Here is a 13,264-nt window from a genome sequence, read left to right on the forward strand (position 1 = left end):
TCTAGGCACGCCCTCAGACGCCGTAGCTCAGCCCCGAGACGGCGACGGCCAGCGGGCCGTCGTACACCGCGCGGGCCTCCTGGACGGCGCGCTGCGGATCGTTCCACACCGGCAGGTGTGTGAGCAGCAGCTTCCGGGCCCCGGCCTGCGCCGCCGTCTCGCCGGCCCGTCGGCCGGTCAGGTGGACGCCGTCGATGCCGTCGTCCCGGCCCTCGTGGAAGGCGGCCTCGCACAGGAACACGTCCGCGTCCCGCGCGGCCTCGACGAGCCCCTCACACGCGTCGGTGTCCCCGGAGTAGGTGAGCACGCGGGTGGTGACGTCGCCGTCGTCGTCGACGCGGTCCACCTCGACCCGGATCGCGTAGGCCTCGTCGATGGGATGGCGCACGGGGACCGGGGTGAACCGGAACGGACCGAGCCGCTCGGGGCGGCCGGCGGCCCAGCACCGGAACTCGAAGTCCTGGTGCATCCCCGGCTCGGGGTCCATCCCGTACGCCTCGGCGATGCGGTCGGCGGTGCCGGCGGGTCCGTAGACGGGCAGCCGGCCGCGTCCCCAGCCGGCCGGGTTCCAGCGGATGGCCACGTGCATCCCGCACAGGTCCATGAAGTGGTCCGGGTGCAGGTGGGAGAGCAGGATGCCGTCCAGGTCCTCGAGCTCGACGTAGCGCTGCAGCACGCCGAGGGCGCCGTTGCCGAGGTCGAGCAGGATCCGCCACGTGCGCGGGGTGACGCCGTCCTCGGCCACGCCCTCGGCGGTGAGGAGGTAGCACGAGGCGGGCGAGCCCGGGCCGGGGAAGGACCCGGAGGCCCCGATGATGGTCAGCTTCACGTCACACCCTCCTGCTCGGGGCCCGGCCGGACGGAGGCCGCCGAGCGCGTCGGGACCGGCGCGGCCGCGGGGCGGGGCGCGCCGATCGTCTCCAGGCGTCGCACGGACTCGACCTCGGGTCCGAGGAAGCGGCGCGCGAGGGCCTGGAAGTGGTCGGGGTCGCCGGTGGCGGCGAAGCGGTGGCGGGTGGCCTGGCCGGAGCCCGCGGCCGAGTGGGGGTGCTCGAGGCCGAGGCGGACCAGCTCCCGGTAGAGGTCCTTGGCGGTCTCCTCCGCGGAGGAGACGAGCGTGACGTCCTCCCCCATCACGAGGGAGAGCGCGCCGGTCAGCAGCGGGTAGTGGGTGCATCCCAGCACGAGGGTGTCCACGCCCGCCGCACGCAGCGGGGCCGTGTACTCCCGGGCGGTCTCCAGCAGTTCGGGGCCGGTGGTGATGCCGGCCTCCACGAACTCCACGAACCGCGGGCACGCGACCGAGGTGATCTCGAGGTGCGGGGCGGCCGAGAACGAGTCCTCGTAGGCGCGGGACCCGACGGTCGCCTCGGTGCCGATCACACCGATCCGGCCCGTGCGGGTGGCTGCCACGGCGCGGCGCACGGCGGGCTGGATCACCTCGATCACGGGGATGCCGTGGCCTCCCGTGTAGCGCTCGCGGGCGTCGCGCAGCACGGCGGCCGACGCGGAGTTGCACGCGATCACGAGCGCCTTGACGCCGCGCGCGACGAGCTCGTCCATGATCGCCAGGGCGAGGGCCCGTACCTCGGCGATGGGCCGCGGGCCGTACGGCGAGTGCTCCGTGTCGCCCACGTAGAGGATGGACTCGTGGGGCAGCTGGTCCATGATCGCCCGGGCCACGGTCAGCCCGCCCACGCCCGAGTCGAACACGCCGATCGGCGCGGCGGCGTCCACGGCGGCGCGCTGGCCGCTCACTGCTCGCCCTCCGCGTCCCCGGCGCCCGGCGCGGACTCGTCCGAGCCCTCGGGCAGCTCGCTGAGCATCTCCGTCATGAGCGTCTCCAGCAGCCACGAGGTGAAGTTGTAGAGCAGGGCCATGGTGGACTCGACGTCCTCCGCGCTGCGCCAGTCGTCCACGGCGTGCACGCGGGCGGCGTCCTCCTCGGTCTCGACGCCCAGGCGGGCCGCGAGGACGAGGCGCACGTCGTTGAGCGCGCGGCCGAAGGCCGGCGCCTGGTCGTGCGGGACCTCCACGCGCGTCGAGCGCAGCAGCTCGAGTGCCAGGCGCGCGTCCGCGAGCTTCCCCTCCGACAGGGCGTCCTCGGTCAGGGCCCGGTGGGCGCCCTGTTCGGCGGCGCCGGCCTGGGGCATCGCATCCGGCAGGAGGCGTGCGACGGCCGGGTCGGTGGGGGCCGAACGCTGCGGCTCCGGGTCCTGGCTCAGGTGCAGCCCGGAGACCAGCCCCCAGAACGCGGCGTCGGACGCGTCCAGCCCGGCCACGGGGCCCGCGTCCTGCGCGGCGGACACGGACGGCGGCGCCGCCGGGGGATCTTCGGGCGTGTCGACGCCGTCCTCGGCGGCCGGGGCCTCGGCGGGGTCCGCCTCGGCGGGGCGCACGTCCGCGCGTCGGCCCTCGAGCAGGGCGACGACGTCCCTGACCAGCCCGCGCAGCAGGCGCACCTCCGGCAGCTCCAGCTGCGCCGTGTACCCCCGCCGCGTCCAGCGGAACCGTTCTGCCATGCCCCTCCTCAGTCCTCCGCCTGCTCCAGCGTGGCCCACAGCCCGTAGCCGTGCATCGCGCCCACGTGCAGCTCGGCCTTCTCCTTGGTGCCCGTCGCCACCACGGACCGGCCCCGCTCGTGGACCTCGAGCATGAGCCGCTGCGCCTTGGCCGCGGAGTAGCCGAAGTGGGTGCGGAACACGTAGGCCACGTAGCTCATCAGGTTCACCGGGTCGTTCCACACCACCACGTTCCACGGCCGGTCCCGGGCTGTGTCCTCGTGAGGCCGCTCCAGCAGGGCGGTGTCGGTGGCGCCGGCGGGGACGGACTCACCCGGCGCCGGACGCACGGCGCGCGGCGCGGACGGATCGTGGCGGGTCAGCACGGACATGCGCCCCAGTGTACGAGGCGGGCGGGCCAGGACCGGCCCCGCCACGGTCCACTAGGGTGGGGGCGTGAGCCAGAACCCCGTGCCCAGCGCCCCGCGGACCGCCGACGACTGGCAGATCCCCACGGCGCTGATGACCGACCACTACGAGCTGACCATGCTCCAGGCCGCGCTGAAGGCCGGCACCGCGCACCGCCGCTCCCGCTTCGAGCTGTTCACCCGACGCCTGCCCAGCGGCCGCCGCTACGGCGTGGTGGCCGGCGTGGGCCGCGCGCTGGAGGGCCTGTCCCGCTTCCGGTTCGACACGCCCGAGCTCGACTTCCTCGCGGACACCACCGCCCTCGACGACGCCACGCTGGCCTGGCTCGCCGACTACGAGTTCACGGGTGACATCGTGGGCTACGCCGAGGGCGAGGCCTACTTCCCGCACTCCCCCCTCCTGCAGGTGGAGTCGACGTTCGCCGAGGCGTGCATCCTGGAGACCTACCTGCTCTCCATCTACAACTACGACTCCGCCGTGGCCTCCGCAGCCTCCCGCATGACGGCCGTCGCGGACGGCCGCCCGTGCGCCGAGATGGGCTCGCGCCGCACGCACGAGGAGTCTGCCGTGGCCGCCGCCCGCGCCGCGGCCATCGCGGGCTTCACCGCCACCTCGAACCTCGAGGCGGGCCGCCGGTACGGCATCCCGACCGTCGGCACCGCCGCCCACTCCTTCACCCTGCTGCACGACTCGGAGCGCGCCGCCTTCGAGGCCCAGGTCGCCGCGCTCGGGGCGGACACCACCCTCCTCGTGGACACGTATGACGTGGAGCAGGGCGTGCGCACCGCGGTCGAGGTTGCCGGCCCGGCCCTGCGGAACGTCCGGGTCGACTCCGGCGACCTCGTGATCCAGGCCCACCGCGTGCGCGAGCTGCTCGACGAGCTGGGCAACACCGAGACCGGGATCATGGTCACCTCGGACCTGGACGAGTACGCGATCGCCGCCCTGCGCTCCGCCCCCGTCAGCTCGTACGGCGTGGGCACGCGCCTGGTCACCGGGTCCGGCGCGCCCACCGCCTCCATGGTCTACAAGCTCGTGGCCCGCCAGGACGACGACGGCACGTGGGTGGACGTGGCCAAGGCCAGTTCCGGCAAGGCCAGCCGGGGCGGCCGCAAGGAGGCCGCGCGCCGCCGCGACCCGCGGGGCCGGGCCACCGCCGAGGTGATCGGCGTCAACCGCGGCGCCGCGCCCGACGCCGACGACCGTCCCCTGCTGCACCGTTTCGTGCACGCCGGCGAGCTGGCCGAGGGCTGGACCGGCCCCGAGGCCGTCACCCGCGCCGCCGAGCGGCACGCCGCCTCCCTGCGCGAGCTGCCCGCCTCGGTGGGCCGCCTGCAGCCGGGCGACCCCGCCATCCCGACCATCTTCCTGGAGGACTGACCCATGGAGAACCTGAACCGCGCCCTGGTGATCGTGGACGTGCAGAACGACTTCTGCGAGGGCGGCGCCCTCGGCGTGACCGGCGGCGCCGCCGTCGCGGCCGGGGTCAGCGAGCACCTGGCCGAGCACGCGGACGCCTACGCGTCCGTGGCAGCCACGCGCGACTGGCACGTCGACCCGGGCACGCACTTCGCCGCGGCCACCGGCGCCGAGCCGGATTTCCGCACCACCTGGCCGGTGCACTGCGTGGCCGGCACCGCCGGCGCCGAGCTGCATCCCGACCTGGACGCCGAGCACCTCGACGCCGAGTTCCTCAAGGGCCTGCACACGGACGCCTACTCCGGCTTCGACGGCGCCCTCGGCGAGCCCGACGCCGTCCCGACCGGGGCCGCGGGCGAGCGCCCCTCCGGGACCGTCGGCCCGTACGGGGCCACCGCCGTGGCCGCGGCCGCCGTCGAGTCCGGCGCCCCCGGCCTCGACGAGTGGCTCCGTGAGCAGGGCGTGGACGCGATCACCGTGGTGGGCATCGCCACGGACCACTGCGTGCGCGCCACCGTGCTCGACGCCCTCGACGCCGGCTACGAGGTCACCGTGCTGACCGACCTGGTGGCCGGCGTCGACGAGGCGGCCGCCCAGGCCGCGCTCCACGAGATGGAGGCCGCCGGGGCCATCCTGGCGACCTCGTGAGCGGGTTCGGCCCCGAGCGGCACCGGCGTCGCCTCTGAGGCGCCGCACGCCGAGACAGTGACGAATGTCACTCGATGCGGCATGATGGAGGCACGCGGCCCCGGCGGGCGTGCCGGAGCCGGTGCCCGACGCAGACGAGGAGAGCAGCCATGACCGACTCCCCCATCGCCGCAGACCGGGACGGCATCCGCTACCTCTCCGGGGTGATCCCCGCCGCCGACGGCGGCCGTCTGGTCGGTCTGGCCCGCGTGGTCTCCGACGGCCACACCATCGCCTACCTGCAGGACATCCTCGTGGATCCGGGGCACCAGCGCCGCGGCATCGCCTCCGAGCTGCTGCGCCGCGTTTTCGCCCGGTTCGGCCAGGTGCGTCAGCACGTGCTGCTCACGGACACCGAGGAGCGCCAGCGCGCCTTCTACGAGGCCCATGGATTCCGCGAGTCCCGTGACGTGGAGGGTGACGAGCTGCGCGCCTTCGTGCGCTTCCAGTCCCGGGACGGCTGAGCCCGGCGCTCAGGCCGACACGGCCTGCCGCTCCCCCCGGGCGGGGGCGGCGGCGAGATCGCCGAGCCGCTCGGCCTCGTGCGGGCCGGGCTTCATGGCGCGCAGCGCGTTGACGATGGCCACGACGTCCACGAGCTCCTGGAACAGCGCGCCGACCAGAGCCGGGATGGCGCCCGTGGCGGCGATGACCATCAGGACCAGGGAGAGCGCGATGCCGACCCAGATCGACTGCGTGGCCACCTGCAGGGTGCGCTGGCCGGCGGCCACGGCGACGGCGACCTTGGAGACGTCGTCGGCGAGCACCACCACGTCGGCGGACTCGGAGGCGGCGGTCGAGCCGCGGGCGCCCATGGCCACGCCCACGTCCGCGGCGGCGAGCACGGGGACGTCGTTGACGCCGTCGCCGACCATCATCACCGGGCGCTCCGGGCGCTCGGAGAGCAGGCGGACCTTGTCCGCGGGCAGCAGGTCCGCGTGGACCTCGTCGATGCCCGCCTCCCTGGCGATGTGCCGTCCGGTGGCCTCGGCGTCGCCGGTGAGCATGAGGACCTGTCGTGCGCCGAGGCGGTGGAGCGCCTGCACGGTGGCGGCGGACTCGGGGCGGATGCGGTCGGCCAGCAGCAGGACGCCGGCGAAGGCGCCGTCCACGGCCACGTAGACGGCGGACTGACCGGGGGCGAGGTCGGCGGTGACGGTGTCCGGGGCGGCCTGCGTGACGTAGGCGCGCTTGCCGACGACGACGCGCCGACCCTCGAGCACCGCCACGACCCCGTGGGTGGCCTCCTCCGTGGCATCCTGCGCGGTCGCCAGGGACAGCCCGCGCTCCTCGGCCGCCGCGCGGATGGCGTCGGCGAGCACGTGCACGGAGTACTGCTCGGCGGAGGCGGCCAGGCGCAGCAGCTCGTCCTGGGCGAAGCCGGCGGCCGGGCGCACGCCGACCAGCTCGGGGCGGCCGGCGGTGAGGGTGCCGGTCTTGTCGAAGCCCACGGTCTGCACGGAGCCGAGGGCCTCGATGGTCCCACCCGACTTCACGATCACCCCGGACGTGGCGGCGCGGGACATGCCGCCGAGGAAGGCCACCGGAGCGGCGATGAGCAGCGGACACGGCGTGGCCACCACGAGCACCTCGGCGAAGCGGACCGGGTCCTGGGACAGCCACCAGGCCAGGCCGGCGATCAGGTAGGCGACGGCGGTGAACGGCACGGCGTAGCGGTCGGCCAGGCGCACCATGGGGGCGCGGGACTCGGCCGCCTGCTGCACGAGGGAGACGATGGCCGCGTACTGCGAGTCGGCCGCGGAGGCGGTCGCCTCGAGCACGAAGGCGCGGGTGCCGTTGAGCGCGCCGGACATCACGGCCGAGCCGGTGCGGTGCGTGACGGGCAGGGACTCGCCGGTCAGGGAGGACTCGTCCAGGTCCACGGCGACCTCCCCGCCGTCCTCGGCGGAAGCCACGGTGCCGTCCACGGGAAGCACCTCGGCGGGACGCACCAGGAGCCGGTCGCCGGCACGCACCTCCTCCACCGGCACGTCCTCCACGGAGCCGTCCGGGCCCAGGCGATGCGCGCGCTGCGGGGCGCGGTCCAGCAGGGCGGACAGATCCCGCCGAGCGCGGCCGGCCGCGTAGTCCTCGAGGGCCTCCCCACCGGTGAGCATCAGGCAGACGAGCACGGCGGCGAGGTGCTCCCCCACCAGCACGGTGGCGACGATCGCGGTGACGGCGAGGATGTCCACACCCCAGTGCCCGCGCATCAGGTCCCTGACCATGCCCACCGAGGTCCACGCGGCCACCACCAGGGCATACGCCGAGGCGATCCAGCGCGCCGGATCCTCCGCCCCCGCCAGGTGCAGGCCGAGGGTGAGGGCGACGACGACCAGCGTCGCGAGCACCCACGGGTACCGCGCGGCGAAGCCGAGGACGGCGGGGCGCGACGACGACGGGGACGGGGCGGACACGGGCATGGCGACTCCTGACATCGTGCCCCCATTCCAGCCCGTCCCCGTGCCGGGTGCCAGCCAGGGGAGGCGAACCTCGGCCCGCGGGCGCCCCCGCGCTCCCGGCGGACCTCAGGTCCGGCCGACGAACCACCCGCGCAGGGTGCTCAGCCGCTTCTCCAGCTGCTCGCGGGAGGCCTGGGCCACGGCGGGGCCGCCGGAGATCTCCCGCAGGCGGTTGTGGATCACCCCGTGCGGCTGGCCGGAACGGGCCGCCCAGGCGGACACCGTCTTGGACAGCTCGGAGCGCAGCTCCTTCATCCGCCGGTGGTCCACGACGTCGGCGGGCTCGGCCGCCTGCGCACGCGGCCGGCGCTGGATCTGCTCGGCCTGCCGCTGCCGCAGCAGGGCGGAGACCTGCTCGGCGTCCAGCAGGCCCGGGATGCCGAGGAAGTCCTGCTCCTCCTCCGAGCCGACGGCGCCGCCGAGGCCGAACTCGCCGCCGTCGAAGAGCACCTTGTCGAAGCTCGCCCGGGACTCGAGGGCCTCGAACTTCTCCCGCGTCAGCGCGTCCGAGCCGCTCTCGGCCCGGTTGGCCTCCGCGATGAGGTCCTCCTCGGGGGCGTCCTCGAGGTCCTCGACCTCGACGGCGCCCTCCTTGCGGTCCAGCGCGTGGTCCCGCTCGAGCTCCATCTCGTTGGCCAGCAGCATGAGCGCGGGCACGGACGGCAGGAACACCGAGGCGGTCTCCCCACGCCGGCGGGAGCGCACGAAGCGGCCCACGGCCTGGGCGAAGAACAGGGGCGTGGACGTGGACGTGGCGTACACGCCCACGCACAGGCGGGGCACGTCCACGCCCTCGGACACCATGCGCACCGCCACCATCCACCGCTCGTCCGACGCGGCGAACTCCTCGATGCGATCCGAGGCCCCCTTGTCGTCCGAGAGGATCACGGCCGGCCGCTGGCCGGTCAGCGCTTCGAGCTGCGCGGCGTACGCGCGCGCGTCCTGGTGGTCCGTGGCGATCACGAGACCGCCGGCGTCGGGGACGTTGCGGCGCACCTCGGTGAGCCGGCGGTCCGCAGCGCGCAGCACCGAGGGGATCCACTCTCCCGCCGGGTCCAGCGCGGTCCGCCAGGCGGAGGCGGTGATGTCCTTCGTGGCGGCCTCGCCGAGCTGGGCCTCCATGACCTCGCCGGTGGAGGTCTTCCAGCGCATCTGGCCCGAGTAGGCCATGAAGATCACGGGGCGGACCACGTGGTCGCGCAGCGCCGGCCCGTAGCCGTACGTGTAGTCGGCCTTGGAGCGCTCGATGCCGTCCTGGCCGAGCTCGTAGCGGACGAAGGGGATGGAGGCGGTATCCGAGCGGAAGGGCGTGCCGGTCAGGGACAGCCGCCGCGTGGCCGGCTCGAACGCCTCACGGATGCCCTCGCCCCAGCTCAGGGCGTCGCCGCCGTGGTGGATCTCGTCCAGGATCACCAGCGTCTTGGCGGCCTCGGTGCGGTTGCGGTGCAGGACGGGCTTGTTCGCCACCTGGGCGTACGTCAGCGCCACCCCGCGGTACTCGGCGCCGTGCCGCCCGTCGGCGTTCTTGAAGTTCGGGTCGATGGCGATGCCGACGCGCGCGGCGTTGTCCGCCCACTGGCGCTTGAGGTGGTCCGTGGGCGCGACGACGGTCAGCCGTTGCACGACGCCGGAGTCCAGGAGGATCTTGGCCACGCGCAGCGCGAACGTCGTCTTGCCCGCGCCGGGGGTCGCGACCGCCAGGAAGTCCTGCGGGGCGGTCTGGAGGTAGCGCTCCAGCGCCTCCTGCTGCCACTGGCGCAGCTTGGGGGCCGTCCCCCACGCCGCGCGCTCGGGCATGGCGGGGGGAAGGTCCTCGCCGATGTGGAACAGGTCGTGCTGGACGCTGCCGTCCGGGGTGCCGCTCGTCAGGGAGCGGCCGTCAGCCACGGCCGCGGCCTCCGAACCAGCCACCGCGCTTGCCGCCGCCGTCGCCGTCGCCGCCGTCCTGCGGCTCGCGCAGGCCCTCGTAGATCTCCTTGCACGTGGGGCACACGGGGAACTTGTTCGGGTCCCGGCCCGGCACCCACACCTTGCCGCACAGGGCGATCACGGGGGCACCGGTGACGGCGGACTCCGTGATCTTCTCCTTGCGGACGTAGTGGGCGAAGCGCTCGTGGTCGCCCGGCTCGATCTCCTGGCGCAGCTCCTCACGCTCGAGGACGGACGTGCCGCCGCCGGCGGGCGCGAAGGGGTCGTTCAGGTCGGGTTCGCCGGTCACACTCATGCGGGCCAGTCTAGCCGCGCCCCTCAGAAGGCGGCCACGGCCTGGTAGGTCTCGGCCTGCGCGCGGTCGTACCAGCGCGCCCCCAGGCGCACACCCAGCCACAGCGCGACGGCGCCCCACGCGAGCCCGAGCGCCACCGTCACCCACCCCCACACGGCGGCCCCGGTGACGAGCCGGACGACGAAGGGCACCAGGAACGGCACCGCGAGCGCCAGGCTGACCAGCATCGCGGCGCCCTGGACGAGCATCGTGCGCATGGCCGCGCCCTGCGGCGTCGCGAACGGGCTGTCCCCCGGCTTCGGAACCGGGTAGACGAAGCGGGCGGAGACGAACGCGGACAGCCCGGCGGTCGTCCCGAACAGGCCGAGGGCCAGGCCCAGCATCGGCGCCAGCAGGGACCAGTCCCCCGCCGCCGCCACCGTCGCCGTCGTCACGAGCAGGATCATCGGCACGCCCCAGCCCGCCAGGCCCAGGACCCGGCCCCAGCGGTCGTCCACGCCCCGCACGCCCGAGACGACCTGCAGGTGGAACGCCGTGTGGTCGTAGGCGATGTCCGCGGAGATCGAGTAGGCCAGGGACCAGGCGGTGATCGGCCCGAGGATCAGCAGCAGGCCCAGTCCGGGACCCCCCTCCGCGGCCATGCCCCCGGTGAACCACAGCAGGACGGCCATGAGCGGGATGATGATGAGCCCGGCCGCGTACCGCGGATCGGCCAGCCAGTAGCGCTGGGCGCGGGCCGCGATCGCGGTGCGCGGGCCCGTGGCCCGTCGGCCCAGCCAGCGCAGCGGCATCGGGTCCGCTCCCGCGGCGACGCGGCGGGACCGACCGCCGCCCACGGCCACCGGCTCCACGGTGCGGCGCACGGCCAGGTGCCACAGGGCCAGGGCGGCCAGGCACCAGGCCGCCGCCACCGCGAGGTGGAGCGCGACGGCGGCGCCGCGGCCCTCGGCGGCCGCCCACGCCGCGGCGGGGCCCGCCCCGAACGGGGTCCACGCCGCGCCGCGGGCGACCTGGGGCGCGATCGCCAGGAAGTCCTCGAACGACGCGATGGCCTGCGAGAGGGCGACGCCGCCGAGCATGAGCGGGATGAACAGCAGGACGGAGACGACGTCCCGCACCCGACGCCGGCTCGCGTAGGCGGCCAGGAGGCCGGCGAGGCCGGAGCCGATCGCCACGGCGGTCACCGCGGTCAGCGCGCCCCCGGCCAGGCCCGCCGCCAGCGCGGCCGGCCGGTCCCACCAGCTGGCCCCCAGGCCCACCAGCACGGCCAGCGTGGCGAGCCCGACCGGCGTCGTGAAGGCGCTCAGGACCAGACCGGCGATGAGGGTGCGGGCCGGGACGGGGAAGAGCACGAAGCTGTGCGGGTCGAGGGTGGCGTCCACGCCCGTGACGAACGGCGGGATGACGAGCCAGGCGAGCACCACGACGGCGGCGGCCAGCACGGTCGTGGCGCCGCGGGCCTCGTCCGGCAGGGCGGGCAGGCCCGTGACGAGCAGCGTCACCGCCACGGCGGCCATGCCGAGCACGTACAGCGCGCCGAGCACGCTCATCACCAGGGTGAACGGGGACCGCCGCCACTGGTTCAGGGTCAGCGTCCAGCGCAGTCGGACGAGCGTCAGAGCCATGCCAGCCCCTCCGAGCCGTGGCGGCCGCCGACGAGGTCCACGAAGCGGTCCTCGAGGTCGCGCCCGTCCCGGACCTCCTCGAGCGTGCCGGCGGCCCGCAGCGTCCCGGCCGCGATCACGGCGACGTGGGTGCACATGCGCTGGACGAGGTCCATCACGTGGCTCGAGACGATCACGGTGCCGCCCCGCTCCACGTACGAGTGCAGGATGTCCCGGATGTTCGCGGCGGAGACCGGGTCCACGGCCTCGAACGGCTCGTCCAGGACGAGCAGGTCCGGGGCGTGGACCATGGCGGCCGCCAGGGACACCTTCTTGGTCATGCCGGCGGAGTAGTCGGCCACGAGCTTGCGGCCGGCGTCCTCCAGGTCCATCACCCGCAGCAGGTCCGCGGTCCGCTCGGCCACGGTGTCCGCGTCGAGGCCATGCAGCAGCCCGGCGTAGGTCACGAGCTGCGTGCCCGTGAGGCGGTCGAAGGTGCGCACGCCGTCGGCGAGCACGCCGACCCGTCGCTTGGCCTCGAGGGGCTGCTCCCACACGTCGACGCCGTGGATCCAGGCGCGGCCGTGGTCCGGGCGCAGCAGCCCGGTGGCCATCGACAGGGCCGTGGTCTTGCCCGCCCCGTTGGGCCCGACCACCCCGAAGAACGATCCGGCCGGGACGTCCAGGTCCAGCGCGTCCAGCGCCAGCTTGTCCCCGAACCGCTGGGTCAGCCCGCGCGTGACGAGGGCGAGGTCCGGATCGGGGGCGTCGGCCGCACGCCGACGGGCGGCGGCCGCCAGGTGGGCGGGGGCAGGCTCGGGCGCATGCGGAGTCATGCCTGGGACGTTACCCACCGTCAGGCGGACACGGCGTCCTCCTCAGGGATGAACTGTGGGTCCCTCAGAACAGCGCTGCGGCCAGCCGACGCCGCGAGGCCTGCACACGGGGGTCGTCCGTGCCCACCACGGTGTAGAGGTCCACGAGGTGGGCGCGCGCCGTCTCCCGGTCGTCGCCGGGGTGGAGGGCGATGAACCGCACGAGCCGGGCGAAGGCGTCCTCCACGTGGCCACCGAGCACGTCCAGGTCGGCGACGGCGAGCTGGGCGGCGACGTCGTCCGGGCCGTCCGCGGCGGCCGCGCGCACCGCCGCAGCGTCGGCGTCACGGGTGCGCAGCATGAGGCGGGCCGCGGACAGGCCCTGCTGGGCCACGGCGTCCGCGGGGCTGTCGGCCAGCGCCGCCTCCCACGCCGAGACGGCCCCGGGCAGGTCGTCGGCGGCGAGGGCCTCATGGGCGGCCCGGTGCAGCGGCGGCACGGGCGGAGCCTCCGCAGCCGCGGCGTCGGCGTCCTGGCGCGCCGGGGCGACGGGGGGCACGGTGCCGGCGACGCCGTTCTGACGGGCCACCTCGAGGATCTCCCCCATGAGCTGGCGCAGCGTCTCCTCCGGCACCTCCTGATTGACCAGCGGCACCGGCTGCCCCGCCACCACGGCCATGACCGCGGGGCCGGCCCCCAGGCCGAGCGCCTGCAGCACTGCGGGCTCCTTCGCCACGTCCAGACGCGCGAGCACGAGCCGTCCCGCCTGGGCGTCGGCCGCGTCCGCGAACTGGCGGTAGAGCGCCTCGCTCGCCGCATCCCCGGGCACGTGCAGGTGCAGCAGCACCGGCACCTGGGCGGAGAGCTGGACCAGCTGCTGCAGCAGACCCTGGTCGGCGTCCGCGATCACCCACGAGCCGCCGCCGGCGCCGGCGTCGGCCCCCGGCGCGGTGCGCCCGGCCGGGGCCGGGGTGCCGAGCGAGGACAGGTCGACGGCGCCGCGCAGGTGGGACGGGGCGTCGGAGGGGGGCTGGGCGGTCACGTCGGTCACGATCCTTCCGGTCCGGGGCCGCCCCGTCGCCGGGGCGAGGGGCGTTGTCACTGGGCCCCACGGTAGCCTCCC

General features: G+C 75.1%; 13 protein-coding genes. 3 read left to right on the forward strand and 10 right to left on the reverse strand.

All coding sequences use genetic code 11. The features are described from left to right. Positions 1-13: 13 nt before the first annotated feature. From QL983_RS02085 to clpS, 4 genes are read right to left on the reverse strand one after another with little or no spacing between them, the layout of a single operon-like run. Positions 14-829, reverse strand: a complete 816-nt coding sequence (locus tag QL983_RS02085; protein ID WP_041103211.1) for an MBL fold metallo-hydrolase — start codon at positions 827-829, stop codon at positions 14-16. Next, positions 826-1,758 carry a glutamate racemase gene (gene murI / locus QL983_RS02090; protein WP_041103213.1) on the reverse strand — a complete coding sequence of 311 codons (933 nt, stop codon included), beginning with the start codon at positions 1,756-1,758 and terminating at the stop codon, positions 826-828. Before murI ends, QL983_RS02085 begins: the two co-directional genes overlap by 4 nt. After that, entirely contained in the window at positions 1,755-2,522 is a 768-nt protein-coding gene (locus tag QL983_RS02095) for a DUF2017 family protein (protein ID WP_036313009.1), read from the reverse strand. Before QL983_RS02095 ends, murI begins: the two co-directional genes overlap by 4 nt. A gap of 8 nt (positions 2,523-2,530) precedes the next feature. Then, positions 2,531-2,893 (reverse strand): ATP-dependent Clp protease adapter ClpS, encoded by a 363-nt coding sequence (gene clpS, locus QL983_RS02100; RefSeq protein WP_002857236.1) that lies wholly within the window; start codon positions 2,891-2,893, stop codon positions 2,531-2,533. Between the two features lie 64 nt (positions 2,894-2,957). Here clpS and QL983_RS02105 point away from each other — a divergent pair, with 64 nt between their 5' ends. From QL983_RS02105 to QL983_RS02115, 3 genes are all read left to right on the forward strand, one after another. Further along, positions 2,958-4,310 (forward strand): nicotinate phosphoribosyltransferase, encoded by a 1,353-nt coding sequence (locus QL983_RS02105; RefSeq protein ID WP_036313014.1) that lies wholly within the window; start codon positions 2,958-2,960, stop codon positions 4,308-4,310. Between the two features lie 3 nt (positions 4,311-4,313). Further along, entirely contained in the window at positions 4,314-4,997 is a 684-nt protein-coding gene (locus tag QL983_RS02110) for an isochorismatase family protein (RefSeq protein WP_036313018.1), read from the forward strand. Positions 4,998-5,146: 149 nt separating this feature from the next. Continuing rightward, positions 5,147-5,500, forward strand: coding sequence for a GNAT family N-acetyltransferase (locus tag QL983_RS02115; protein WP_036313021.1), 354 nt, complete (start codon positions 5,147-5,149; stop codon positions 5,498-5,500). A gap of 9 nt (positions 5,501-5,509) precedes the next feature. On the opposite strand, the gene QL983_RS02120 is transcribed toward QL983_RS02115, so the two are convergent. From QL983_RS02120 to QL983_RS02145, 6 genes are all read right to left on the reverse strand, one after another. Next, positions 5,510-7,459 carry a heavy metal translocating P-type ATPase gene (locus QL983_RS02120; RefSeq protein ID WP_036313024.1) on the reverse strand — a complete coding sequence of 650 codons (1,950 nt, stop codon included), beginning with the start codon at positions 7,457-7,459 and terminating at the stop codon, positions 5,510-5,512. Between the two features lie 105 nt (positions 7,460-7,564). Next, positions 7,565-9,385 carry a DEAD/DEAH box helicase gene (locus QL983_RS02125; RefSeq protein ID WP_080695844.1) on the reverse strand — a complete coding sequence of 607 codons (1,821 nt, stop codon included), beginning with the start codon at positions 9,383-9,385 and terminating at the stop codon, positions 7,565-7,567. Continuing rightward, a complete protein-coding gene (locus tag QL983_RS02130; protein WP_010079007.1) occupies positions 9,378-9,722 on the reverse strand; it encodes a DUF3039 domain-containing protein in 345 nt (114 codons plus the stop codon). Before QL983_RS02130 ends, QL983_RS02125 begins: the two co-directional genes overlap by 8 nt. Positions 9,723-9,745: 23 nt before the next feature. Further along, complete coding sequence (locus tag QL983_RS02135) at positions 9,746-11,347, reverse strand: Tat (twin-arginine translocation) pathway signal sequence (RefSeq protein WP_036313027.1); 1,602 nt, start codon at positions 11,345-11,347, stop codon at positions 9,746-9,748. Next, positions 11,338-12,162 carry an ABC transporter ATP-binding protein gene (locus QL983_RS02140; RefSeq protein WP_036313031.1) on the reverse strand — a complete coding sequence of 275 codons (825 nt, stop codon included), beginning with the start codon at positions 12,160-12,162 and terminating at the stop codon, positions 11,338-11,340. The genes QL983_RS02135 and QL983_RS02140 overlap by 10 nt, the downstream gene beginning before the upstream one ends. A gap of 64 nt (positions 12,163-12,226) precedes the next feature. Further along, positions 12,227-13,183, reverse strand: coding sequence for a co-chaperone YbbN (locus QL983_RS02145; RefSeq protein ID WP_223247526.1), 957 nt, complete (start codon positions 13,181-13,183; stop codon positions 12,227-12,229). Positions 13,184-13,264: the final 81 nt, after the last annotated feature.

It is taken from the genome of Micrococcus sp. APC 4021 (assembly GCF_030407635.1).
Taxonomy (GTDB): Bacteria; Actinomycetota; Actinomycetes; order Actinomycetales; family Micrococcaceae; genus Micrococcus; species Micrococcus luteus.

Excerpts from the sequence above, each read along its gene's own strand:
- QL983_RS02115 (WP_036313021.1), top strand. The coding sequence starts at position 5,147 with ATGACCGACTCCCCCATCGCCGCAGACCGGGACGGCATCCGCTACCTC.
- QL983_RS02135 (WP_036313027.1), bottom strand. The coding sequence starts at position 11,347 with ATGGCTCTGACGCTCGTCCGACTGCGCTGGACGCTGACCCTGAACCAG.
- QL983_RS02110 (WP_036313018.1), top strand. The coding sequence starts at position 4,314 with ATGGAGAACCTGAACCGCGCCCTGGTGATCGTGGACGTGCAGAACGAC.
- QL983_RS02130 (WP_010079007.1), bottom strand. The coding sequence starts at position 9,722 with ATGAGTGTGACCGGCGAACCCGACCTGAACGACCCCTTCGCGCCCGCC.
- QL983_RS02120 (WP_036313024.1), bottom strand. The coding sequence starts at position 7,459 with ATGCCCGTGTCCGCCCCGTCCCCGTCGTCGTCGCGCCCCGCCGTCCTC.
- QL983_RS02140 (WP_036313031.1), bottom strand. The coding sequence starts at position 12,162 with ATGACTCCGCATGCGCCCGAGCCTGCCCCCGCCCACCTGGCGGCCGCC.
- QL983_RS02095 (WP_036313009.1), bottom strand. The coding sequence starts at position 2,522 with ATGGCAGAACGGTTCCGCTGGACGCGGCGGGGGTACACGGCGCAGCTG.
- clpS (WP_002857236.1), bottom strand. The coding sequence starts at position 2,893 with ATGTCCGTGCTGACCCGCCACGATCCGTCCGCGCCGCGCGCCGTGCGT.